This is a genomic window from Microbacterium sp. VKM Ac-2923 (genome assembly GCF_022815605.1).
GTDB lineage: Bacteria > Actinomycetota > Actinomycetes > Actinomycetales > Microbacteriaceae > Microbacterium.
In genome coordinates, this window is the sequence record NZ_JALGRP010000005.1 from 146,122 (window position 1) to 167,694 (window position 21,573).

The window sequence follows — 21,573 nt, forward strand, 5'->3', positions numbered from 1 at the left end:
GGGAGCGGAGCCGAGGCTCAAAGCGCGGCGCCCCGGGCCTGCTGCTCGCGGACTCGAAGCCCGCGGCGCGAAGCCCCACGCGCTCGGCGCCGGTAGTCTCGCGGCGTGCGCATCGTCGTCTCGGGAACCCACGCCAGCGGGAAAAGCACCCTCATCTCGGACTTCGCCCGCCGGCATCCGGGGTTCACGGTCCTGCCGGATCCGTTCGAGCTGCTCGACGACGCCTCGGACTCGCCCTCAGCGGCGATGTTCACCGCGCAGCTTCGCCTGTCGGCCGACCGCCTGACGGAGGAGACCGCGACGGACGTCATCGCCGAACGCGGACCCCTCGATTTCCTCGCCTACCTCCTCGCCCTGGCCGAGCTGTCGGGCCGCCCCCTCGACGTCGGGATCCGCGAGCAGGCGATCGCACTCGTCGTCGCAGCGATGCGGACCGTCGACGTGCTCGTCGTCCTCCCGCTCACCGGGCGGGATCCCATCCACGTGTCCGACGATGAGCACCTCGAGCTGCGCGAGACGATGAACGATGTTCTGCTCGAGCTCGTCGACGACCCCGACCTGGTCGGCGGGCATCTGCTCGTCCGCGAGATCACGGGAACGCCCGAGGAGCGGGTGGCGGCGGTCGAAGCGCTGCTGCGCTGACCGGGCACCGCACCATGGTGTGGACGCCCGGCGGCTGTGCACGTCGAAGCCACGGCATCCGGGCCTCCCCCGCTTACTTGCCCGCGACGCCGCCCCGCACGGTCCCCGGTGGGCAGGGCGGCAGGGACACCCCTCGCCTGGGGGCGGGTGTTCGCCTACGCTCGCGGCATGAGGAAGATCGGTGCCATGGCGGCCGCGGTCCTGGCGGTCGGGATGCTCTCGGGGTGCGGCGCACTCCCCGTCTCGCCGTCGCGGTCGGCCTCGCCGGCGCCGACGCAGACGAGCTCGATGACCGAAGACGTCCTCGCGCAGGAATCCGCGTACTTCCGAGCCCTCCGCCAACAGTTGCCGCAGACCGATCTGTCCAACCCGGGCCTGTGGATCGACCTCGGCCAGGCGGTCTGCAAGGCGTTCGACGAGGGCCTCACTCCGAAAGAGGTCTTCGACTCGATCAAGGGCGGCGCGATCTCGGAGCCGGAGGCCAGCGCGGTCGTCGTGCTCTCCGGCATCCATCTGTGTCCGGAGTACGCGCCCGCGCCGTGAGCGCGCGCTGACGCATATCGCCGCCATGTACGACATGCAGTCGGAACGCCTCCGGCTTCGACCCTGGGCCGTGGAGGATGCGGCCTTCCACCGCCGGCTGTGGGAGGAGCGCGACCCGCGGGTCCCCGCCCGGCGGCGGATCAGCGCCGACGGTCACCCCACCCTGGCCGACATGCAGCAGTGGCTGCGCACGTACCGGCCCGAGCCCGCGCCGGGACTGTGCGTCGTGGAGCTTCGGGAATCCGGCATTCCCGTCGGATACTGCGGTCTCGTTGCGAACAGCGTCGGCACGCCCGAGGAGCCGGAGCTGGCTTTCGAGTTCCTCCGTGCGTTCTGGGGTCGCGGCTACGCGACGGAGTCGTCGCGGCTGATCGTCGACCGGGCGGCTTCTCTCGGATACGACCGCCTGGCCTCGACCGTGCGCGCCTGGAATGCCGCGTCGTTCCACGTGCTGGACAAACTCGGGTTCGTCGACACCGGGGAGCGGGAACGGGATGGCGTTCACGGGGACTCGGTGCTGATGCGATTGGCGCTGAGGTGACGACGGACGGGTGGTTCCGTCTCTCTGCGCGGGGAGCCCGCCGCGCGGAGGTTCGGCACACGGCGCGGGAGTAGCGTGGGAGGGGTGACGGAACCGCAGTGGCATCCCTCGGATGACGGCATCAACTTCCACACCCGCAAGTGGGTGAAGCCCGAAGACCTGAATGCGAACGGCACGCTGTTCGGCGGCAGCCTGCTGCGCTGGATCGACGAGGAAGCGGCGATCTACGCGATCATCCAGCTCGGCAACTACCGCGTGGTGACCAAGCTCATCTCGGAGATCAACTTCGAGGCATCCGCTCTGCAGGGCGACCTGATCGAGATGGGCCTGACCGCGACGAACTTCGGTCGCACGTCCCTCACGATGCGCGCCGTCGTGCGCAACATGATCACGCGCAAGCGGATCCTCACCATCGAACGACTCGTGTTCGTCAGCGTCGACGAGGACGGCCGCCCCACGCCCCACGGTTACACCGACATCACCTTCGACCGTGACAGGATGCCGCACGAGCACCCCGCGACCGGGAGCATCTCCCTGGAGTGAGGTCGGCTGCGACAGGTCGCCGTTGAGGGGTCACGCCGAAGGCCCGTCGCTCGGGCACCGATACCGCTCACGGAAAGATGAGGGTCTCATGACGCACACAATTCGAGTCGTGTACTGCACGCAATGCGCGTGGATGCTGCGCGCAGCGTGGATTGCGCAAGAGCTGCTGACCACGTTCCAGACCGAGCTCATGGGCGGCGGAGCGACGCTCGAGCCCGGCACCGGCGGGATCTTCGAGGTCTACGCCGACGAGGAGCGCGTGTGGTCGCGCAAGGACGACGGCGGGTTCCCCGACATCGTCGAGCTGAAGCGCCGCGTGCGCGATCGCATTGCGCCGGAGCGGGACCTGGGGCATGCGGACCGGGCGGCGCGGAGGCTGGAGCCGTGATTCGATCGTTTCGGAAAGCGGCCACGGGAGTCGTATTCATCTCACCGAAATATGACCGGGAATAGGTCCCTATAGCATCGGCCTCATGCCAGGCGCCGGAGCATTTCCCACCCCCGCTCGCAAGGGTTACCCGTTCCTCGATGGCGTGCGAGGACTCGCCGCTCTTGCTGTGGTGGTCTACCACACGTTCCTCTTCACCGGCCTGTCGAATCAGTCGGAGGAGCAACTGCCGATCATCCACGCGATCGTCGGATGGGGATATTTGGGCGTACCCGTCTTCATCGTGCTCTCAGGATTCCTGCTGCGCTATTCGTGGCAGGCCGGCGCCAAACGCTACTTCCGCAGCCGCGCGCGCCGCATTCTCCCGCCCTACTGCGCGGCGCTGGCCGTGTCACTCGCCCTGATCGCGTTCGTCCCCCTGCTGCAGGCGGAGGGCGGTACCGATTGGGACAGCAAGATCCCCGTCACGATCCCCTCCGTGATCGCGCACCTGTTCCTGGTGCAGAACTTCTCCGGCGCGTGGGCCGTGAACATCAACGGGCCCATGTGGAGTATCGCCGTCGAATGGCAGATCTATTTCCTTCTCCCGCTCCTGCTACTCCCCCTCCGGAAGGTTCTGCACCCGCTCCTGCTTGCGGCGTTGATCCTCACGGTCACGGTCGTACCGCCCGTCGCCATCGGCGCGGGCACGGTGGCGCACCCGTGGCTGATCGGACTGTTCGCCGCCGGCATGGCGGCCGCCGAGTACGCACGCGGCGCCCACTACAAGGCCATGCACGTCGGCGCAGCCCTCGCCTGGGTCGCGCTCGTGCTCGGCATCACCTCGCTCGTCAAGAGCGACGAGGTGTCGGGGCTCTGGTTCTCCGAGACCGGCGCCGGCGTCGTCGCCGCGATCGCCATCGCTCTCATGGCCCGCGCCTACAACGAGAACCGCGCGCCTCGAGCGGTGCTGCTGCTCGGCAGTAAGCCGCTCGAGTACGCGGGCTTCGTCTCGTACAGCGTGTACTTGCTGCACAGTCCCCTGCTCGCCCTCGGGAACCTCCTACTGCTCCCCCTGGGGCTGCCCATCCTGGCGCACTGGGCTGCCATGACGTTCGTGGTCGCACCTCTGGCGATCGCCGCCTGCATCGGCTTCTTCTACCTAGCGGAGAAGCCGTTCATCAATGACCGCCAGAAAGCGATCCAGCGGGAACTCCGGGCAGGGTCGCGGACGCCGACGGCTTCGAGCCAGCCGACAGCGACAAGCCGACCTGCCGGGTGAATTGGGGGCAGGCCCCGTCAGCAGTCCCTGCAGTCAGTCGACGCGCCCCGGCTCACCCCGAGCGGCGACGGCCTGACGACGCGTCTACACAGCAAACGAAAGAGGCCCGGAACCCTGCATCTCTGCGAGGCCCCGAGCCTCTTCTCGACCTCTTCGGTGGGCTGTTGGCACAACCTGATGTGACGCGGGCGAGGGCCCGAGCTGTTTCACCTGTTTCCTGCCCGCGGTGGCGACTTTTCCTGCGCAGGTCGGACCTTCCACCCCAACGCAGCGCTCCTGAGACCGCGCCTAGCTTCATCCGTCCGAGCTCAGTCCGCATCTGGCAGCCACCAGTCCTCGGCAGGCTCCCACGTAGGAGGACCACTTCCTTCCGCGGGGAACCGCGTACGGCCGGAGACTGTCGACAAGATCGCGCTTGTCTTCCACACCAGCCCGATGTCCAACGTTTCGGGCGGAGCCGCGCAAGCCTGATCCGCCTGACCTGGTTCATTCTCGCCGGAGATCCTCACCCGACCGGAGTACAAGCCCGCCACCCAGGAATCGTCGATGGACGTCGTATGGTCAGAGCCATCTCTCATACGCACCGTTCGCCCCCGCCCAGGCCGTAACACGACCGGCGATCCTGAGTGTCCCTTACGCGTTCGCGCATCTACCAGGTACATCGGACGGTTGTCGTAATCCAACGCCGGTTCCGAGGCGACCGATGCACGCGTCCAGATAGGCAGACCGACGTATGGCGTAAAGCCCCGTGGGAATCCGACCACGAACAAGTCATCCCCGGCTGAAAGCATGGGCTCGTGCTCCGCATCGGGCTTTGCAATATCGAACGCGTCCACGAACCACTGCTCGTCGTCCTCCAGAGGCAACACGGCGATATCGGCGCCTCGGCCGAGCGTCGGGTGTTCATACCAGAGGGGCGCTCCGTCATCGCCTAGAACGCGGACCGCGCGGTCCGACCATGCGAGCACCCCCGCAGCAGCGACTTGCATCTTCATGACGACGCGATCTGGTTCGACCGACCATTCCGACATCAACGCGTTGCTCGGCCAGTCACGACCGGACAGGTTATGCCTGGCGGTCACCAGGAAATTCTCGCCGCCGTACGTTGCGATGAATCCGCTCCCGACGGCAAGTCGCTGATGTTCCCACCACATCTCTAAACGGATGGTTCGGCCGGACACTCCTCGCATTGCATCAATGTAGCCCTCAGACGACGGACCATCGGACGTCGATGGCGCTCCCGGACCCTCCGGAAAGATGTCCCCCTCCTCAGGTGGCGGCGAGTCGCGATACTTCTTGATCATGCGAACCAACTCTGCGTCGTTCGCACGCCTGCGCTCCTCACGGGCCAATCTCAAGTCAGTAAGTTCCCTCGCCACCCCATCGTCGAGAGCTGCACGCTTCGCCCAGTAGGACGATGCATCGCTGATCTTCTCAGCGAACACCGTCCTGAGTGCGAACTCGACGAAGGTTTCTACACGGGGGCCTCCATCATCGAGCGGCAGATGGGTGCACGCCGTCCGACCGAGGCGACGAAGGAACCATCTGGGTCACCGGCCAAACGACGACCGATAGGCTCACGGCATGACGATGGTCGAGCCTCCCGCGCTGGACCCGCTGACCGGCGACGAGCGGCTACTCGGAGTCAACGCGTCGGTCGCTGACTTCTGGCGGTTCGCGTTGCCCGACGTGACGACGAACAATGTTCGTGGGTGGCTGGCCGAGTACCTCGTCTGGCGAGCCACGGGCGTGGAGCGGCCGGTGCGCGTCGAGTGGGACGCGTTCGATGTGCTCTGGGGCGACATCCGCATCGAGGTGAAGTCCAGCGCACTCGTGCAGCGGTGGGCGCAACGCCAACCGTCCACGCTCGCGTTCTCAGGCCTCCGCGGAAAGCTCCTCGACCCTGAGACGAATGCGTGCGCTGCCGAGTCGACCTACAACGCGGACGTTTACGTTCTCGCGGTGAATCTCGCCGGGCGAGAGCAGTTCAACCAACTCGACATCGCGAACTGGCGATTCGCCGTGCTCTCGCGCCTCGCGCTCCAGGCAACCGGGCAGTCAACTCTCACCTGGGTACGAGCACAGCAACTCGCCACCGCGGTCGTCGGCTACGACGAGCTCGCGGCGGCGATCCAAGAGGCTGCCTCGGGTTAGCGTGCGAGACCGGATTGTCGTCGGGCAGGTTTAACTCTGAGGAAGAGGCCTGGGGCATGCACGGTCTCTCACGGTTGGATAAACACGCTGAGCGATTCCGTCCAGCGCGATGTCTCCGATTTAACGACCGTTATGGCAGTTCCGCCTGCTTCGTTGATCGCGAGGAGCACGTCGCCGTCCGGATGTAGCACGGCCTCGGCGCGCTCGATTGTCGAGTTTCTGGTCCGGTACGCGCGATGGGCCGCGCCGACAGGTGGGCCCGAATAGAGCATGAGGGAGGTGAGATTCCGCGTGAACGATCTCCCGACAGTCTTCACCGCGTCGTCATATGCCTGCGCAAGCTCCTTGCGGTGGTGACGCACTATCAGTTCGAGTCGGCTTGTATCGTGTAACTCCGACTCGCTTGAGATCAACCCGCGCCGGATCAGCGCCTTGATGAACTCTCGCGTCGCTCCTGTGGCTTGCACTGCGACGTATGGAAACCATTCCCACACCACGTCCTGGTCCACTTTGCACACGGTCCGATCAGCCTCGAATCGCAGCGTGATCGCAGCGCTCGGCGTCGCTCCGCCGATCTTCGAAGGGGATAGAAGCTCTGGGGACTCCGCTCCACCGCCTTCCGGCTGGGCGGTGGCGGGCGGGATGATCTGAACTTCCGCGGGTGATCCGGCGTTCTCGGTGAGCGTCGCGAGCGCTGTGGAGGGATCCACGATGAAGTCGCTGTAAAAGTCCCCGCCAGGTGGTTCACCGTCAAGATCGCCATCTGAGATGCTTCCGCGGAGGACGAGCAATCTCTCAGAGACGGGGACCAAGGGGATGATGAAACGCCCAATGCTCAGTCTCTTCGCGAGCAACGGTATGCCTGAGACATGATCGAAGTCGAAGTGCGAGACGAACATGAAGTCAGCCTTCGTGATCCGCTCGGCCAACTCTTCGGTTTCCCGGTTGAGCTCGCCCTGAGTATCTGCGCGAGCTCCACAGTCGTAAATAAAACTCACAGACTGGCCATCGGAAGAGACGGTGCCACTGTGGAAGAACCCGTTTCCGACAGCCCACTGCGTTCGCGATACATTCAATTTGATCACTCTCGGTTCCCCCTCAGTGTTAGACCGTAGTTACGCCGCGAGCACTAGCTCTGACGGCCAGCGCGCCCATAAGGCTCCGCGGCGGATGCCGGAGTTTTCTTATCGCAGGTATGCCGTTCACGATTGCCCCGTCCACGTACCGCCTCGTCCATTGGGAGAAACAAGGTCGTAAAGAGGCACTGCTCGAGATCGCTCAAGGAAACCAGACCCGAGGAGCTCGTGCGGGGTCATGGCTATGACATCGAGCAGAGGTGAAAACTCGAGTCGGTCAGTCTCCTCCTGGAACGCGTAGTACTCCTCGATGGTGGAGTACACGGCGAGCGCGTCAAGATCGTTCGGCGGGCGGTTGCCGTGCACCGTCGATCCGAACAGGTAGACGGCGACATTGGGATGACGTCGGGCGACGTCCGCTAATGCCAGGATCCAATCCCGGGTCACGGGTGATTGAGCCGTGCGAGGGTAGAGCCCCACCGTAGGATCTCCACTTCCGCAAGTTTGGCCGCTTCCTTCGCGTTGTCCGTGGGACCGGCGTTGGGGTTGGTTGCCACAAAAACGTCGAACGGGGAGCATCGATCAAGCGCAAAGTTAACGGTGACGACTTCGGCCTGGTACGTCTCCTCGATGTAGAGCACAAGGTCAGGCAGGCCGCCCGCGCGACTCACTCGGAGCCGGCGGCTGTCGACGTAAGCGACGGACTCGACTCGTGAGTGTCGAGTCAGTCCCTTCATGACGAACTCGTAGGGGAACGGGACGTATCCTCGCGGGTTAGCGAACCGTGCTGCGCGTATACCGTCGGCTAGACCTCCCCATGGCACTCCGTGCTTCTTCATCAGGTCGATGGCTTCGCCTTGGAAGATGCCAGCCTTCGGAATGTTGACGATGAAGTCGACGTCCCCATCCAGCAACGCCTCGACGTCAGAAGCGGCGACGTCCTGTGATTTCAGGATCCCGAACCGGGTCGGCGGGAGGCTCTTTCGAGTCAATCGGACGTGGTCACCATCGGCCTCCGCGTCGGTAACTACGTCCTCGTGAAGTTCCTTGAAGCGGCTCAGAACCCACTTATCAGCTGTCGGCAAAGATCTTGTCCATCTCTCTAGGGAACAGTACTGTCCTGATGCCGCCGTCACCATGATGGCGTCTAATCAGGCCGCCGATGTGGACCCGATAGGCAGCGACGGTCTCTTTCTCAGCGTGTGTCAGGTGAGCGGTGTTGGCGTCGATGATTCGCAGGATCCGTCGGTGGTTGGGAATGATGGTGTCAGTCATCTCACGTTGCCAGACAATTGCTTCCTCTGCTTCCGGGTCAATTCGGTAGTCGTTGTCCGGCCCGAAGGTGGCGTGCAGGTAACGGTTTTGTGACGCGTAGGGCTCGATGGCATCGCAGGCTTCGGCCCTAGTGGCGAAGGATGCGATGCCGAGGGATGCTTCGACTCGCCTCAGCCGAGACTCCTTCCATTCGAGCAGGAGCTCGATGGGGTGGTCGGCTGGCGCCTTGTCGGCGATGGTGTGGCAGTTGGCGCACAGCAGAATCAAGTTGTCCCATGCACCAAGGTCGGCTTCATCCGCGGTGTCATCGCCTCTGGGGCCATCAGCGCTCGCAGCGATGACGTGCGCGACCTCCCCAAAATGGGCAGCAGACCCACTCTTTAAGTCAACAAACAGAGGTGCCTGGCAATCTGGATTCTGGCAGTACCCAGAGGAGTCCGCCCACAGCCGGAATTTCGTGGGCTGCGTCGGGTTCGCCTTGCCTCTCACACATTTGGTCATGCCACGAGTATCACCAGGCAGAGAGCCAGTTTTTGGTAGAACATTCTTCCTCGCAGATCGGCATCGTTTTACAGCCCGCGACAAGTGCGGATCGTCTGCTGGGAAGACGGCTCCCCACCCGCCTTCCCAGCGAACCCGCTACGTGAGATCGACCCGGTCGTGCCCCGTCCGGACCTGTCCCCTACAGGTTCGGCAGATAGTCGAGGTTGTTCCGGGTGGTGGAGTCCCGGTCGGTGCGCAGGTACTTGCCCGTGGCGCCCTGAACAATGCGAACCTCGGTGCGCTTCTCCGGCCACTGCACGAAGTACGTGTGCGCCCGAGACTCGATGTCACGGATCGCATCGGCCGTCGACCTCGGCGACCCGTCGACACCGATTTTCCTGCGGGCGGTTTTAGGCGGAGCCAGCGCACCGCTGCAGGCAACGCTCCCACGCGCCTCGGCGACAGCTGGAGCTCATAGTTCTGTTCATCTGGGGTCAATGGAGCGTAGCCAAGACCTCCGCTCCAAACGGCATGATGAGCGCGGCGCTGGCGGAGCCCATTCGGAGAGCGACGCCGCGCGGCGCCGTTGTGAGGCGCGGCTCACAACCCCCAGCTCGCTGCTGCTCCAGGCAACAGCCGCAGTGTTGCCCGGTTGTTCTCGATACCGCCGCTGAAGTTGATGCTGACTCTGGTGACTTGCCCGACTTCCTCGACCAGCGGATCTGAAACGAACACAAGCATTCCTGTCGAGAAGATTGGAACCGTAGGGCGGAAGGCGATTCGATCCATCTCGAGCAAATCGAGGTCCAGTGCGGCACCAACGTCCATTGGGCGTCCGAAAGTGACGAGCTGCGGCAGCACCTCATCAATTGCCAGATCAACAGTGTCGGCCGCTGCATCGAAGGCCTGCGCATAGGCCGCGGCACCGCCCGAGAGTCGAGTGATGGCCCTCTCTGTCTGCTCTTGCCGATATTGATCCCGCTTCAGTGCAAGATGCGGTTCGAACTCGTCGACTCGTTCCGGAGACAGCGCGGCCCGCAGCTCCCGGCACACCGAACCGAGCTGCTGGTGGTCGACATCGACCAGGGCTGCCCGCGTCGCACCGAGTTCTTGCCACGTCGTCGATGCGCGAAGCGCGACGGCGAGTTGCTGAAGCTCACGACTCGCATCGATTCGTTCGGCCGCGAAGGCGAGGCTGGGCGGGGGCGCGAGTTGGAGTCCGCGTCCCATATCGCCACGTTGCCACGCCGCCTTCCAGGTGAACTCCTGCGTGGTGAACGGTGTGTTCCTCACAAGCTGGGGAACACGAAGAAGCGGGTACCCCGGGAGCTGAGCGCGAAGCCACGCGAGTTGAAGGCGGAAGGCAACCTCGACCTCATAAGTTGCGAAGAACCACGCTTCGAACGTGTCAGGCCTTTCAATGTCTCCCAACATCGGCTGACCGATGAGATATTGCAGTTCGGTGTTGAGGCGGAGAGCGTGCGCACGCATCGACAGTGCGCGAAACTCTTCCAGCATCTTTGTGAGCGGGTCTTTCGACGTGGCGAGGTCGCGCGGCATCGCTGAGATCACTCGCTGGACCGTCTGCGAGCTTCGCCACTTCTCGGCGAGGTCGCTTACTGCTGCCCAGATTTCTCTAGTCATGAAAGCCATCCCGACGTGTTGATGAGTTCTTCGACCGCTTTACCGACATCCGAGGCTGCAGCATGTGCTGGGCCGCCGTCGAGGAAGTGCGATGCGGATGTTTGGCCCGGACGCCCTTCGGGCTCATTCGGAAGCAGGCGAGTTTCCGGCGATGCGAGGTACGACATTCGCCAATCTACTGTTCCCCAAGTCTCATCGGGTTCGCCGATAAAGAATGTGAGGCCCAGCGGGCGCAGTCGGTTCAATAGCTGAGAACGCTGAGTGACAGGAAAGCTTTCCAAGAGGGCGTTGACCTCGTGCTGTCGTTGGCGGACGAAGGTCTTGACTCGCGCTTGCGCATCTTCGCGCGAACTGGGACGCATGGAGAGCTCTGGCCGAACCTCATTGAATCGGGTGCGAAGGGCCAGCCGCCACAGGCGCGTCGCAGCGTACAGCGGCCCCCGCTCACCCTCGATGACCGTTCTCCCGAGGAACGTGCCCGAGGAATCGAGCATGCTCAAGACCCAACGACCATCCAGAACTTCCTTGGCTTCGACTGTGACGCCGCTCATGCCTAGCAGCGTCCCAAGCAATGGTGCGATCTGAGTGACGTAGTCAGTGGGGCCCGGGAAGTGGTGATCTGCACGTCCTACGCGCACGGACAGGAACGGCTGATCTCGAGCGACGATCTGAGAGACGTCGACTCCGAGTTCGCTGGCGAACACCACCCATTCTGATTGTGTGTCTCGCAGCGTGAAGGGAAGAGGAGCGTGCCCTGCTGCTACTGCGGTGGCTGCAAGGTAGTCGGCAAGAGAGTCGTGGAAGGGAGCCAGTACCCCCATCCCCACCTCGGTCATCAGGCCGATGCGCACCGCGGTAGCGCGGGCTTTTTCACCATCAACCGAGGACGCAAGTGTCGCTGCAGCGTCATCGGTGCGGGCCACCCACTCGTATCGGTCCGAGTATCGCCGCTGAGCACTCAGAAGCTGCGCGAAAACGACCCCGAGGACGGGTAGGTAGGTACCAGCGTCGACCATCGGGGCACGCTCACTCAGATGGGTCAGGAACTTCGCGTAAACGTCGCTCCTCGACAACTCGAGTGCCCCGTCCGTGTCAGCTTCCAAGAAGATGGTGAGCAGCATAGGGTTTCGCGCCCCATCACCGAGGACGCGCTCAGCGCGCGCGCGAATCTGCGTGGAACTGCCTTCGCTGGCACCGACGACAGACGCGATAAGGCGCTCTTGAGCGGAATGGTCCAACGGTGTGACGTGGAACGCTACGTGTTGGGGAGCAGGGTCTAGTACCCGGCGCAACGCGGTGCGGTCACGCCCAACCAAGACGATGGAGGCGAAGCCCGGCCGATTGAGGACCTGCTTGAGGTCTTCCGCGAGGTGCTCGAGCGTAGCGTCGGGAATCTCTGAGACTCCATCGAGAACGACAACGGCGTCCGGGTCGGCGAGAACTTTGCGGCCGGCGTATGTCGGCACTGCAATGCCCACAACGAAGCCAAGCGCGTCTGCAACGAGAGCACCGAGCTGCCCTGGAACGTATGTCTCGGCTCGACAGACGACGACTGCGCGGCCAGACGTTGCAGCCGAAGCTTGAAGAATTTGCACCGCGCTGGACTTGCCGGTGCCAGTTGGGCCAGAAAGCGACGCTGCGCGCGTGAGGAGCAGAGCCTCAGCCTCGACCGGCGGGTGTCCTCCGTGCTCGGTGATCGTGAGGGGAAGGAGCGAGGGCGTGCCATTTCCGACCGTCGCCATGTACGAGTCCTTCAGGGTGCCGGCCCACTGGAACTCAGGTCGTTCCCCGTACTCTCCACCGACCAGCTCAAGAAGCTCAGATGCTGTAAGCAGCCGCCCGGCGGGTTCGCTCAGCGACGCTCGCTGCATGAGCACTCTGAACAGAGCGTCGACCCGTTGCACCGCCACTTCTTCTCGGTCGCGCAAAAGTGGATCAAGCCGTGCAGCAATTCGTCGTTCGGCGGCGGCGAGCAGCACTCCCACCGAGGACGGGTCAACGCGGATGCTCGCGAACGCGAGACGATCCGCGAGCATCTCGGGGATGTCAAGCTCTTTCGCCAGGCGTGCGGCCCGTCCCGGCTCGGAGCTTGCCAGAACATCACTAAGAGCCTGCGCGCCGGGACCCAGCTCTCCGTTGGTAACGAACGTGAACGCGGAGTTGGGCGCGTCGAGACTAACCCATCGGCGGAACACATCAGCGACCAGCTTGGGGGTCCATGGGGCGCCTGAATGGCTCTTCATCTGGTGTGCGGCGACCAGAACTCCGTCCGCGTCGAGCACCTCAACGTCCACTACGTCGTCCGTGCCTTCGACGCGAAGCTGATGCTCGGGCCCCTGCTCCACGAGGTCAATGGCCAGGTGGATGGCATGCGCCTGCTGGTACGCGATCCCGCGTATCGTGTCGGTGCCTGCCATCTGTCCCCTGCTTGCGACCATAGCGGATGTCGCCGACACAGGACGTCATGCTCCGGGAGGCATAGCCCGTCAAAGCGCCTCGACATCGAGGCCCTACCATGGCCTCTGTGCACTGAAGGCGATGTTCGACGGGCGCTGGACGTCTCGGATGAGCGAGTAGATACGGCACTCCCACCACAGCGCTAGTGGTTTTCCTGTTTGGAGTCGATACCTCCTAGAGCGTCCAGTCGGATAGCGCGTCGCTTCCTAAGTACCTGCTCGCGGAACTGAACGGCGGAGACTCCTCGAGGGTTGGTTCGTTTCGCGTGCCCCGCCCGTGGATGAGCGTTTCGGAAAGCGCGATGGCGATGATTGCCCAGCGGAACGAGATCGGCAAGGTCGTTCGCGAAGTCCCCCAGAGCAGTCACGCTATTCTGCGGGGCTGCTTGTCCAAGACTCTGAGAGCCTCCAGACCACGCCCGCAACACCGTCGAGTCCGGGAACCATCAGCTGAAGGCATCAGGCGACGCAGACGTCGAAACCGCCGGCCGTCGCCGCGTCCGCGGCGTCGCCGCCGCACAGATCCTCGTCACTCTCCTTGTTGTCGCCCAGCTGAAGGCATCCGGCGACGAGGACATCGAGACATCGGGTCGCCGACGCGTTCGCGGCTTCAGCGCGGCGCAGATCATGGTCACGCTGCTGCTCGTCAACCACAACATCCGCAAGATCGCTTCGTTCATCGACGACCTTCGCAAACGCACCGCGAAGAGCGCGCCCGCCGAGCCCGCTCCGCTCCGCCGCAGAGACCGCGTGTGGGCCAACCGCTACACGAAGACAACCGGCAACGGCGATCTCACCGTCCCTCGCGGAGGCAGAGGGCCGCGGCCGACACCGACCAGCCCAGGTAGCGACCACGCCCTCATGCACCCGCTGAGAACCTGACGCCTCGCGCGTCACGCCTCGTCAGCCGGAAACGGCACTCACCCGCTCAAAGGACAATTCGTCGCGCCCGAAAAACGGCGGATCAACGAAGAAAGCCCCCCCGACGCCCCCGGACCGCCCTGGCGGACGTCCAACGTCGGGTGAGATGCAACGAAAACAAGAAAGGCCCCTGCGGATTCGCAGGGGCCTTTCTTGTTTTCCGACTTCCTCGAACTGTTTTGCAATCAGTTTTGCCAACAGCCCTTCGGTCGGGATGACAGGATTTGAACCTGCGACCCCTTGACCCCCAGTCAAGTGCGCTACCAAGCTGCGCCACATCCCGTTACCCGCGAGCGGGCAACTCGTCTATCTTAGCCGCTCCGCGCTCGTCTCGCGAACCAGCGCCGCCCCGGGCGTGTGGGGACCACGCGGGCCGGCGGACCAGGGCATTGCCGATGTCCGACCCCCTCGCTACCGTCTCGACCATGACGATCGAGATCCTCCCCGCCACCGGTGACCGATTCGACGACGCCGAGATCGCCCTCGACAGCGGCGACGGCCCCGAATGTCAGTGCCAGTGGTGGCTCCTGCCGAACGGCCCGTGGAAAGACGCCTCCATCGACGACCGCACCCGGATGTTCCGCTCTGAGCTCGAGGGGCACCGCCCACCCGGACTCATCGCCTACGTCGACGGCGAGCCCGCGGGCTGGGTGCGGGTCGGGCCCCGCACCGCGCAGCCGCGCCTGACGCGCACCCGTGACGTCACGGCATCCACCGAAGAACCGCTCGACGACGACGACGTCTGGGCCGTCTCGTGCTTCGTCGTCCGCACCGAGCACCGCAAGAAGGGTCTGACGGCCCGACTCCTGGATGCCGCGGTCGCCACCGCCCGCGAGGGAGGCGCCCGTGTGGTCGAGGGCTATCCGCTCGACCCCGCCGCGGCGAAGAAGTCGTCGAATCAGCTGTTCCGCGGCATCCTGCCCGTCTTCGAAGCGGCGGGGTTCACCGTGGTCGACCGGCCGAAACCCGACCGCGCGCTCGTCGCGCTGACCCTCCGCGACTAACAGGCCGGGTTCGCCCAAGCCGGCCAACCGAAACCGACCCCGCGCTCGTCTCCCTGACCCTCCGCGACTGACCGGCCGACTTACGATGGAGGTTCGCCGAACGGGGACCACACATGACGGATGCCAGCACCACCGCGCGCGTCGACGCGTGGCTGTGGGCCATCCGCGTCTACAAGACCCGCTCGGCGGCGACCACGGCGTGCCGCGCAGGACACGTGCGCGTCAACGGCGAACGGGCGAAAGCAGCGCAGCCCGTGCGACCCGGCGACGAGTTGCGCGTACGGATCCAGGGGTTCGATCGCATCCTCGTCGTGAAGAAGACCATCGCGAAGCGCGTCGGCGCGGCCCTCGTCGCCGAATCGGTCGACGACCGCACTCCGCCGCCGCCGTCGAAAGAGAGCATGCCGTTCGTGCCCGTCCGCGACCGCGGCGCCGGGCGCCCCACCAAGCGCGACCGTCGCGAGATCGAGAAACTGCGTGGGCGGGAGCTCGACTGACCCCTCACGCCACGCGGGGCGATCTCCCGCTGCGGACCTTCTGTCATGATTTCCTTCATCGTTCGGAAGGAACCCGATGCCGTCGTTCTTCGACCTGCCGGTCTGGGTGGGACTCCCCATCTTCGTCCTCGTCGTCGTCGCCGTGTCGAGTCTGCTGGTCCTCGCCCTCCGCGGGTGGGTGCGCAGGGCGTCCGCGGGCCGGGGCGAGTGGGACCGGGTGCTCAGCTATGCGGTCGGCGCCTACGGCATCATCTACGGCGTGACGCTGGGCCTCATCGCCGCCGGCGCGTACGGCAACTTCGCCCTCGTGCACAGCGTCGTCGTCAAAGAATCCTCCTCGGTCGCCGTCCTCTACCGTGACGCGGCGTTCCTCAGCGAGCCCGCTTCATCCGAGCTCAAGAGCGCTCTCGTCGCCTACACGAATGCCGTCATCGCCGAGGACTGGCCTCTGCAAGAGCAGCAGATCACCCCCGAGACCACCGACGAGCACGTCACGGCCATCCAACGGGCCATCGCCGACTTCGAACCCGCGACCGACTCCGACGTCGTCGCGAAATCTCAGACCATCGGCGCCTTCAACACCTTCATCACCGACCGGCGCGAGCGCATCTCGCTGACGCACCTGTCGCTGCCGTGGATGCTGTGGATCGTCATCGGCGTGGGAGCGCTGTTGAACGCCGTACTGCTCGCCCTGATCGAGGTGAGAGACCTGCGCATCCACCTGCTCATGAGCGGGCTGATCTCGACGTTCCTGGCGATCCTGGTGTACTCGATCGCCGGCTTCGACCACGTCTACTCGGGTCCGATCGCGGTGACGCCGGAACCCTTCCGGGAGCTGCTCACCGGCTTGTTCCTGCAGTCGCCGTAAGCGCCGGCCTGTGAAGCTGGCCGAGGCAGCGTCTCACCCCAGCCACGCCGATGGGTGCAACCAGCCACGACAGCTTCTCGCGTCAGCCGCGATCGGTCCAGCCGGCCGACAGAGCGTCCCTCATCAGCTCAGACGGTCGCGCAGCCAGCCCGCACCACGCACCGTGGCGCCGAGCGCCTCGACTCGCGCCGCCAGGCCGCGGTCGCTGGTGACCACCACGACCGGGTTCCACCTCGCCACCAGGTCCTCCGTGACGGCCACGATCTGATCGTCGCCCGACGCGGGTGCCCGCCACACTGCCACACCGTCGTGATCGACCTCGGCCGCACGCGCCTCGCCCTCGAGCACGGCGCCGACGAAGGGGAACCAGCGCGTGGCCGGGAGCCCGAGCTCCTCGGCATCCACTCCCCCTTCGGCCAGGGCGGACAGGCGCGTGAGCAGGCGGCCGGCGGCTCCCGCGCGGTCCTTCCACCACCCGTCAGGCACCGAGCCCACGACGTTCGCCGCGTCGACGAGGATCGCGGGGCGCACCTCCAGCGCCGCGCGAAGTGCGGGCCACGCGGACGCGAATCCCGGATGCAGCGGAAGCGTGTCGACCTCGTCGACGGGGACCCACTCCAGAGCCACGCTCTCGGGGTCGCTGATCACCGGCTCGAACGGCGAGGTGACGTCGGCGACGAGGGTCGTGTACGACCAGACGCCGAGGTCGAGCACGCTCTCGAAACGGGCCTGCACGGCATCCTCGGGCACGCCCGCCTCTTCGCCGGACTCGCGAAGCGCGCCGTCGCGCGCCGACTCGCCCTCGTGCCGCGCTCCACCGGGGAGCGCCCAGGTGTCGCCGAAGTGGCTCCACGACACACGGTGCTGCAGCAGGACGCCCCGCTCGGCGTCGAGGGCCAGCAGTCCCGACGCGCCGAAACGGCCCCAGTACTTCTCGCCGGTGGGCGCGACGACCCACGCGTCGCCGGGATCGCGGGGACCGTGCGGACGTCGCGGCTCGCCCGGGGCGGGAGGCTCGATGGTCATCGGTCTCAGCCTCGCACACCCGCACCGCGCGGGCGGCGGCGAACGTCACATCGCGCCGCGCAGACCCGCGCGGGCATGTCAGCGCGAGCCCCTCGCACACCCGCACCGCGCGGGCGGCGGCGAACGTCACATCGCGCCGAGCAAACCCACGCGGGCCTGCCGGCGCGAGCCCCCTGCCCACCCCCACATGCACGGGCGGAGGCGCCGACCGGCGCCCTCACCCCGACCCGCTCGCGGAGACACCGGATGCGGGGTCGAAGCTCACCGATCGAACCGCGCGCCCTCGGGACGCGGCCCGAGCACCGTGAAGACGACGAGCACCAGGATGCCGATCAGGGGCACGAGCCCGATGAACACCCAGAAACCGCTGCGGCCCGTATCGTGCAGTCGGCGGACGAGCACGGCCAGCGTGGGAAGGAACGTGGCCACGGCCCAGACGAGCCAGACCAGGCCGAGGATGACGCCGAGGGGGCCGGTGATCGTCGCCGACCCGTCGGCTTCGATGCGGATGCCGTCGGTCAACGTCGGCAGGGCGTTCAGCACGGTACCGACGACCGCGCCGACCAGGACCCACCACCAGTACTCGCTGCGGCTCGCCCGGCCCGTGAACGTGGCGTACTTCGCGAAGAATCGCCGGACGGCCGCGCCGAGGGACGCCCCGTAGTACGGCTGGTCGAGCGGTGGTGCGACGTGGGTCATGACGTGTCTCCCGTGCGGATCCCGGATGCCGCAGCGGCTCCGTGGCCCGACTGTACCGACGTCTCGGCATCCGCCCCGTGCCCTTGCGCTCACGCGCGAACGCCCCGACTCCCTTCGAGGGAACCGGGGCGTTCGCGAAACGGATCAGCGCTGGCGCTTCTCGCGGATGCGCATGTTGAGCACGATCGGGCTGCCGTCGAAACCGTAGATCTCGCGCAGGCGCCGCTGGATGAATCGGCGGTAGCCGGGGTCGAGGAACCCGGTCGTGAACAGCACGAACGTCGGCGGACGCGTCGCCGCCTGCGTGCCGAACAGGATGCGGGGCTGCTTGCCGCCGCGCAGCGGGTGCGGGTGCTCGGCCACGAGCTCCGAGAGGAACGCGTTGAACTTGCCGGTGGGGATGCGGGTGTCCCACGACTCCAGCGCCGTCTCGAGCGCCGGGACGAGTTTGTCGAGGTGGCGGCCGGTGCGCGCCGAGATGTTCACGCGCGGGGCCCACGCCACGTGCGCGAGGTCCTGCTCGATCTCGCGCTCGAGGTACCGGCGACGGTCCTGGTTCTCCATGTCGTCGTCGTTCAGGCGGTCCCACTTGTTGAACGCCAGCACGAGAGCACGACCCGACTCGAGGACGAGGTCGATGATGTTGAGGTCCTGGACGCTGATGGGCTGTGACACGTCGAGCACGACGACCGCGACCTCGCTCTTCTCCAGCGCCGTCGAGGTGCGGAGAGAGGCGTAGAAGTCGGCACCCTGCGACAGGTGCACGCGGCGCCGGATGCCGGCGGTGTCCACCAGAGTCCAGAGCTTGCCGCCGAGTTCGACGACCTCGTCGACGGGGTCGCGCGTGGTGCCGGCGAGCTCGTTGACGACGACGCGCTCTTCGCCCGCGGCCTTGTTGAGCAGCGACGACTTGCCGACGTTCGGGCGGCCGAGGATCGCCACGCGACGCGGTCCGCCGATCTCGTACCGCGCCACGGCCGAGATCTCGGGCAGCACCTTCATGATCTCGTCGAGCAGGTCGGCCACGCCGCGACCGTGGATGGCCGAGACGGGGTGCGGCTCGCCGAGGCCGAGGTTCCACAGGGCGGCGGCCTCGGGCTCGTGGCGGGCATCGTCGACCTTGTTGGCGATGAGGAACACCGGCTTGCCGCTCTTGCGCAGCAGCTTCACGACGTGCTCGTCGGTCGAGGTCGCGCCCACCGTGGCATCCACCACGAACAGCACGATGTCGGCGAGGTCGATCGCGACCTCGGCCTGGGCGGCGACCGAACGGTCGATGCCCTTCGCGTCGGGCTCCCAGCCGCCGGTGTCGACCAGCGAGAAGCGGCGGTCCAGCCACTCGGCCTTGTAGGTGACGCGGTCGCGGGTGACACCCGGGGTGTCCTCCACGACGGCCTCGCGGCGACCCAGGATGCGGTTCACCAGCGCCGACTTGCCGACGTTCGGCCGGCCGACGATCGCAACCACCGGCAGCGCGGGCAGGAACTCGATCGCCCCCTCGCCCGAGGCGAGACCGGCGAGGAGCTCGGCGTCTTCCTCGTCGAGGTCGAAGTCCTCCAGCCCCGCGCGCAGCGCTTCGGCCCGCTGTTCGGCGAGCACCTCGTCGAGCTGCTCCATCTTCTCGGCGAGCTGGTCGGGCCCGCCCTCGTACTCGTCTTCAACGCCCATCGCGGGCTCCCATCGTGGAGTCGACGACGCTCAGCACGGCGTCGACGGTCTGTTCGAAATCAAGGTGGGTCGAATCGACGACCTGCACGCCGGGAGCGGCGGTGAGGAAGTCGACGACCGTGGAATCGGCGGCATCGCGCCGGTGGAGGGCTGCGGCGACCTTCGCCGCGTCGTGCCCGGTGAGCTCGGCGCTGCGTCGTGCGGCCCGCACCTCGGGGGCCGCCGTCAGCAGGATGCGCACGGGCGCATCGGGGTAGACGACCGTGGTGATGTCGCGTCCCTCGACCACCACGCCTGTGAGATGAGCGGATGACACGAGCCGGCGGAACAACTCGTTCACGGCCTTTCGCACCGGGGCGACCCGGGCCACGCCGCTGACGGCGTCGGTGACCCGCGGCTCGCGGATCGCCGTGGTGACATCGACTCCGCCGACGCGCACCCACCGGTCGTCGGTGTCGAGCGAGATGGCGTAGTCGAAGTCGCCGAACACGTCGAGCACGGCCGTGGCATCCGAGGTGTCGGCCCCGTGCTCCAGCGCGTGCCACGCGAGCGCCCGGTAGGCGGCGCCGGTGTCGAGGAAGCCGTAGCCGAGCCGCACGGCCACGGCTTTCGACACGCTGGACTTGCCGCTGCCGGCGGGGCCGTCGATCGCGACGACGACGGGTGCGGCGGCCGAGGACCCCTCGGCGGGGGCGCCGAAGGCGGGCTTGAGGAGGGGCTCAGTCATGGGTGGTGCTCGCAATCCGCCATCCGCGCTGCTGGAGGCCGTCGACGGCGCGACGGACCGCGTCGGGGACGACGCTGATCTCGGCGAGGCCGAACGGGGCTCCGGGCGAGTGCTCGAGGCGCAGGTCTTCGACGTTGACGTCGAGGTCGCCGAGTTCGCCGAACAGGCGCCCCAGCTGGCCGGAGGTGTCGTCGATCATGACGACGAAGCTGTCGAAACGGCGGTTCTGCCCGTGTTTGCCGGGCAGACGCTCCACGCCCTCATTGCCGCGGCGGATGGTGTCGGCCACCGTGCGGCGTGCACCCGACACGTCGGGATCCCGCAGGGCGTCGGCGACGTCGCCGAGGTCGGCCGCCAGCTGGTCGAGCACCTCGACCACGGGAGCGGCGTTGGCCCCCAGGATCTGCACCCACAGCTCGGGAGCGGATGCCGCGATGCGCGTCGTGTCGCGCACGCCCTGCCCCGCGAGACGCAGCGACCCGTCGGGCGCCTCGACGAAACGGCCGGCGAGCAGGCTCGCCACCAGCTGCGGGACGTGCGACACGAGGGCGACCGACTCGTCGTGCTCCTCGGGAGTCATCTCGACGAGGGTCGCGCCGAGGTCCAGGGCCAGCCCCTCGACGAGCGAGAGGTCGTGCGCCGAGGTCTCGCCGTCGCGGCAGACCACCCACGGGCGACCGATGAAGATGTCGGCGCGGGCGGAGATCGCTCCCCCGCGTTCGCGTCCGGCCATCGGGTGCGAACCGATGTAGTGCCTCAAGTCGACTCCGCGTTCGCGGAGCGTTCGCAGTGGCTCGAGCTTCACGCTCGCGACGTCGGTGACCACGGCATCCGGGAACGCCTCCAGCTCGCGCTGCACCACGTCGGCGATGACGTCGGGGGGCGTGGCGACGATGATGAGCGAGGGGGTGTCATCGGGACGCTCGGCCCGGCCGGCTCCGTAGTCGATCGCGAGCCGCAACTGCGCCGGTGAGGCGTCGACGAGCACGACGTCGACACCGCGGGCCGTCAGCGCGTGGCCGATGCTCGCGCCCAGCAGCCCGGAGCCGACGACGCGGACCGTGCCGCTCGTGCGGGTCGCCAAAGGTCCGGCCGCGCGCGCGGACGTTCCGTTCGGTTCGCTCATCGGGTCTCCTGCTGCCCTGGGCGGTGCTCGA

23 protein-coding genes and 1 tRNA gene are annotated in these 21,573 nt (G+C 66.4%); 10 read left to right on the forward strand and 14 right to left on the reverse strand.

The annotated features are described in order from the left end of the window. Nucleotides 1–105 precede the first annotated feature (105 nt). The 6 genes from MT347_RS10300 (at nt 106) to MT347_RS10325 (ending at nt 3,918) form a co-directional block, all read left to right on the forward strand. A complete protein-coding gene (locus MT347_RS10300) occupies nt 106–642 on the forward strand; it encodes an AAA family ATPase (RefSeq protein ID WP_243500789.1) in 537 nt (178 codons plus the stop codon). A 168-nt stretch (nt 643–810) separates the two neighbouring features. Beyond that, nucleotides 811–1,185, forward strand: coding sequence for a DUF732 domain-containing protein (locus tag MT347_RS10305; protein ID WP_243500791.1), 375 nt, complete (start codon nt 811–813; stop codon nt 1,183–1,185). Nucleotides 1,186–1,210: 25 nt separating this feature from the next. Continuing rightward, nucleotides 1,211–1,726, forward strand: coding sequence for a GNAT family N-acetyltransferase (locus tag MT347_RS10310; RefSeq protein WP_243500794.1), 516 nt, complete (start codon nt 1,211–1,213; stop codon nt 1,724–1,726). 84 nt (nt 1,727–1,810) lie between these two features. Next, on the forward strand, nt 1,811–2,269 hold the full coding sequence (locus tag MT347_RS10315) for an acyl-CoA thioesterase (protein ID WP_082485024.1): 459 nt from the start codon (nt 1,811–1,813) through the stop codon (nt 2,267–2,269). Nucleotides 2,270–2,357: 88 nt separating this feature from the next. Further along, entirely contained in the window at nt 2,358–2,657 is a 300-nt protein-coding gene (locus tag MT347_RS10320; protein WP_243500796.1) for a SelT/SelW/SelH family protein, read from the forward strand. Between the two features lie 85 nt (nt 2,658–2,742). Beyond that, nucleotides 2,743–3,918: an acyltransferase gene (locus MT347_RS10325; protein ID WP_243500798.1), complete on the forward strand. Its 1,176-nt coding sequence runs from the start codon at nt 2,743–2,745 to the stop codon at nt 3,916–3,918. Between the two features lie 308 nt (nt 3,919–4,226). Here MT347_RS10325 and MT347_RS10330 read toward each other — a convergent pair whose 3' ends face one another. Next, nucleotides 4,227–5,222 carry a serine protease gene (locus MT347_RS10330; RefSeq protein ID WP_243500800.1) on the reverse strand — a complete coding sequence of 332 codons (996 nt, stop codon included), beginning with the start codon at nt 5,220–5,222 and terminating at the stop codon, nt 4,227–4,229. A 280-nt stretch (nt 5,223–5,502) separates the two neighbouring features. On the opposite strand from MT347_RS10330, the gene MT347_RS10335 reads away from it, so the two are divergent. Then, nucleotides 5,503–6,072 carry a hypothetical protein gene (locus tag MT347_RS10335; RefSeq protein WP_243500804.1) on the forward strand — a complete coding sequence of 190 codons (570 nt, stop codon included), beginning with the start codon at nt 5,503–5,505 and terminating at the stop codon, nt 6,070–6,072. 68 nt (nt 6,073–6,140) lie between these two features. Here the strand turns inward: MT347_RS10335 and MT347_RS10340 are convergent, their stop codons facing one another. The 8 genes from MT347_RS10340 to MT347_RS10375 all read right to left on the reverse strand — a co-directional run bounded on the left by MT347_RS10340 (nt 6,141) and on the right by MT347_RS10375 (nt 14,210). Further along, nucleotides 6,141–7,157, reverse strand: coding sequence for an MBL fold metallo-hydrolase (locus MT347_RS10340; RefSeq protein WP_243500806.1), 1,017 nt, complete (start codon nt 7,155–7,157; stop codon nt 6,141–6,143). A gap of 434 nt (nt 7,158–7,591) precedes the next feature. Then, nucleotides 7,592–8,233 (reverse strand): hypothetical protein, encoded by a 642-nt coding sequence (locus tag MT347_RS10345; RefSeq protein WP_243500809.1) that lies wholly within the window; start codon nt 8,231–8,233, stop codon nt 7,592–7,594. Further along, nucleotides 8,220–8,924 (reverse strand): hypothetical protein, encoded by a 705-nt coding sequence (locus tag MT347_RS10350; RefSeq protein ID WP_191916808.1) that lies wholly within the window; start codon nt 8,922–8,924, stop codon nt 8,220–8,222. Before MT347_RS10350 ends, MT347_RS10345 begins: the two co-directional genes overlap by 14 nt. A gap of 181 nt (nt 8,925–9,105) precedes the next feature. After that, nucleotides 9,106–9,330 (reverse strand): DUF3892 domain-containing protein, encoded by a 225-nt coding sequence (locus MT347_RS10355; RefSeq protein ID WP_191916813.1) that lies wholly within the window; start codon nt 9,328–9,330, stop codon nt 9,106–9,108. Nucleotides 9,331–9,506: 176 nt separating this feature from the next. Further along, on the reverse strand, nt 9,507–10,550 hold the full coding sequence (locus tag MT347_RS10360) for a hypothetical protein (protein ID WP_243500811.1): 1,044 nt from the start codon (nt 10,548–10,550) through the stop codon (nt 9,507–9,509). After that, entirely contained in the window at nt 10,547–12,967 is a 2,421-nt protein-coding gene (locus MT347_RS10365; RefSeq protein WP_243500813.1) for an ATP-binding protein, read from the reverse strand. Before MT347_RS10365 ends, MT347_RS10360 begins: the two co-directional genes overlap by 4 nt. A gap of 498 nt (nt 12,968–13,465) precedes the next feature. After that, complete coding sequence (locus MT347_RS10370; protein WP_243500815.1) at nt 13,466–13,660, reverse strand: hypothetical protein; 195 nt, start codon at nt 13,658–13,660, stop codon at nt 13,466–13,468. A 476-nt stretch (nt 13,661–14,136) separates the two neighbouring features. Beyond that, a tRNA-Pro gene (locus MT347_RS10375) sits at nt 14,137–14,210 on the reverse strand. Nucleotides 14,211–14,352: 142 nt separating this feature from the next. Between MT347_RS10375 and MT347_RS10380 the strand changes: the two genes are divergently transcribed. The 3 genes from MT347_RS10380 (at nt 14,353) to MT347_RS10390 (ending at nt 16,296) form a co-directional block, all read left to right on the forward strand. Then, entirely contained in the window at nt 14,353–14,931 is a 579-nt protein-coding gene (locus tag MT347_RS10380; protein WP_243500817.1) for a GNAT family N-acetyltransferase, read from the forward strand. A gap of 113 nt (nt 14,932–15,044) precedes the next feature. Then, a complete protein-coding gene (locus MT347_RS10385; protein ID WP_055957691.1) occupies nt 15,045–15,428 on the forward strand; it encodes an RNA-binding S4 domain-containing protein in 384 nt (127 codons plus the stop codon). Between the two features lie 76 nt (nt 15,429–15,504). Beyond that, entirely contained in the window at nt 15,505–16,296 is a 792-nt protein-coding gene (locus tag MT347_RS10390) for a DUF4239 domain-containing protein (protein WP_243500819.1), read from the forward strand. Between the two features lie 123 nt (nt 16,297–16,419). Here MT347_RS10390 and MT347_RS10395 read toward each other — a convergent pair whose 3' ends face one another. The 5 genes from MT347_RS10395 to MT347_RS10415 form a co-directional block, all read right to left on the reverse strand. Then, the gene (locus MT347_RS10395) at nt 16,420–17,322 is read right to left on the reverse strand and encodes an NUDIX domain-containing protein (RefSeq protein WP_243500821.1); all 903 of its coding nucleotides are present in this window, start codon (nt 17,320–17,322) and stop codon (nt 16,420–16,422) included. Nucleotides 17,323–17,583: 261 nt separating this feature from the next. After that, complete coding sequence (locus MT347_RS10400) at nt 17,584–18,021, reverse strand: DUF805 domain-containing protein (protein WP_243500823.1); 438 nt, start codon at nt 18,019–18,021, stop codon at nt 17,584–17,586. Between the two features lie 144 nt (nt 18,022–18,165). After that, on the reverse strand, nt 18,166–19,689 hold the full coding sequence (gene der, locus MT347_RS10405) for a ribosome biogenesis GTPase Der (RefSeq protein WP_243500825.1): 1,524 nt from the start codon (nt 19,687–19,689) through the stop codon (nt 18,166–18,168). Continuing rightward, nucleotides 19,679–20,416, reverse strand: a complete 738-nt coding sequence (gene cmk / locus MT347_RS10410; RefSeq protein WP_243500827.1) for a (d)CMP kinase — start codon at nt 20,414–20,416, stop codon at nt 19,679–19,681. Before cmk ends, der begins: the two co-directional genes overlap by 11 nt. After that, nucleotides 20,409–21,542 carry a prephenate dehydrogenase gene (locus MT347_RS10415; RefSeq protein ID WP_243500829.1) on the reverse strand — a complete coding sequence of 378 codons (1,134 nt, stop codon included), beginning with the start codon at nt 21,540–21,542 and terminating at the stop codon, nt 20,409–20,411. The genes cmk and MT347_RS10415 overlap by 8 nt, the downstream gene beginning before the upstream one ends. Nucleotides 21,543–21,573 lie beyond the last annotated feature (31 nt).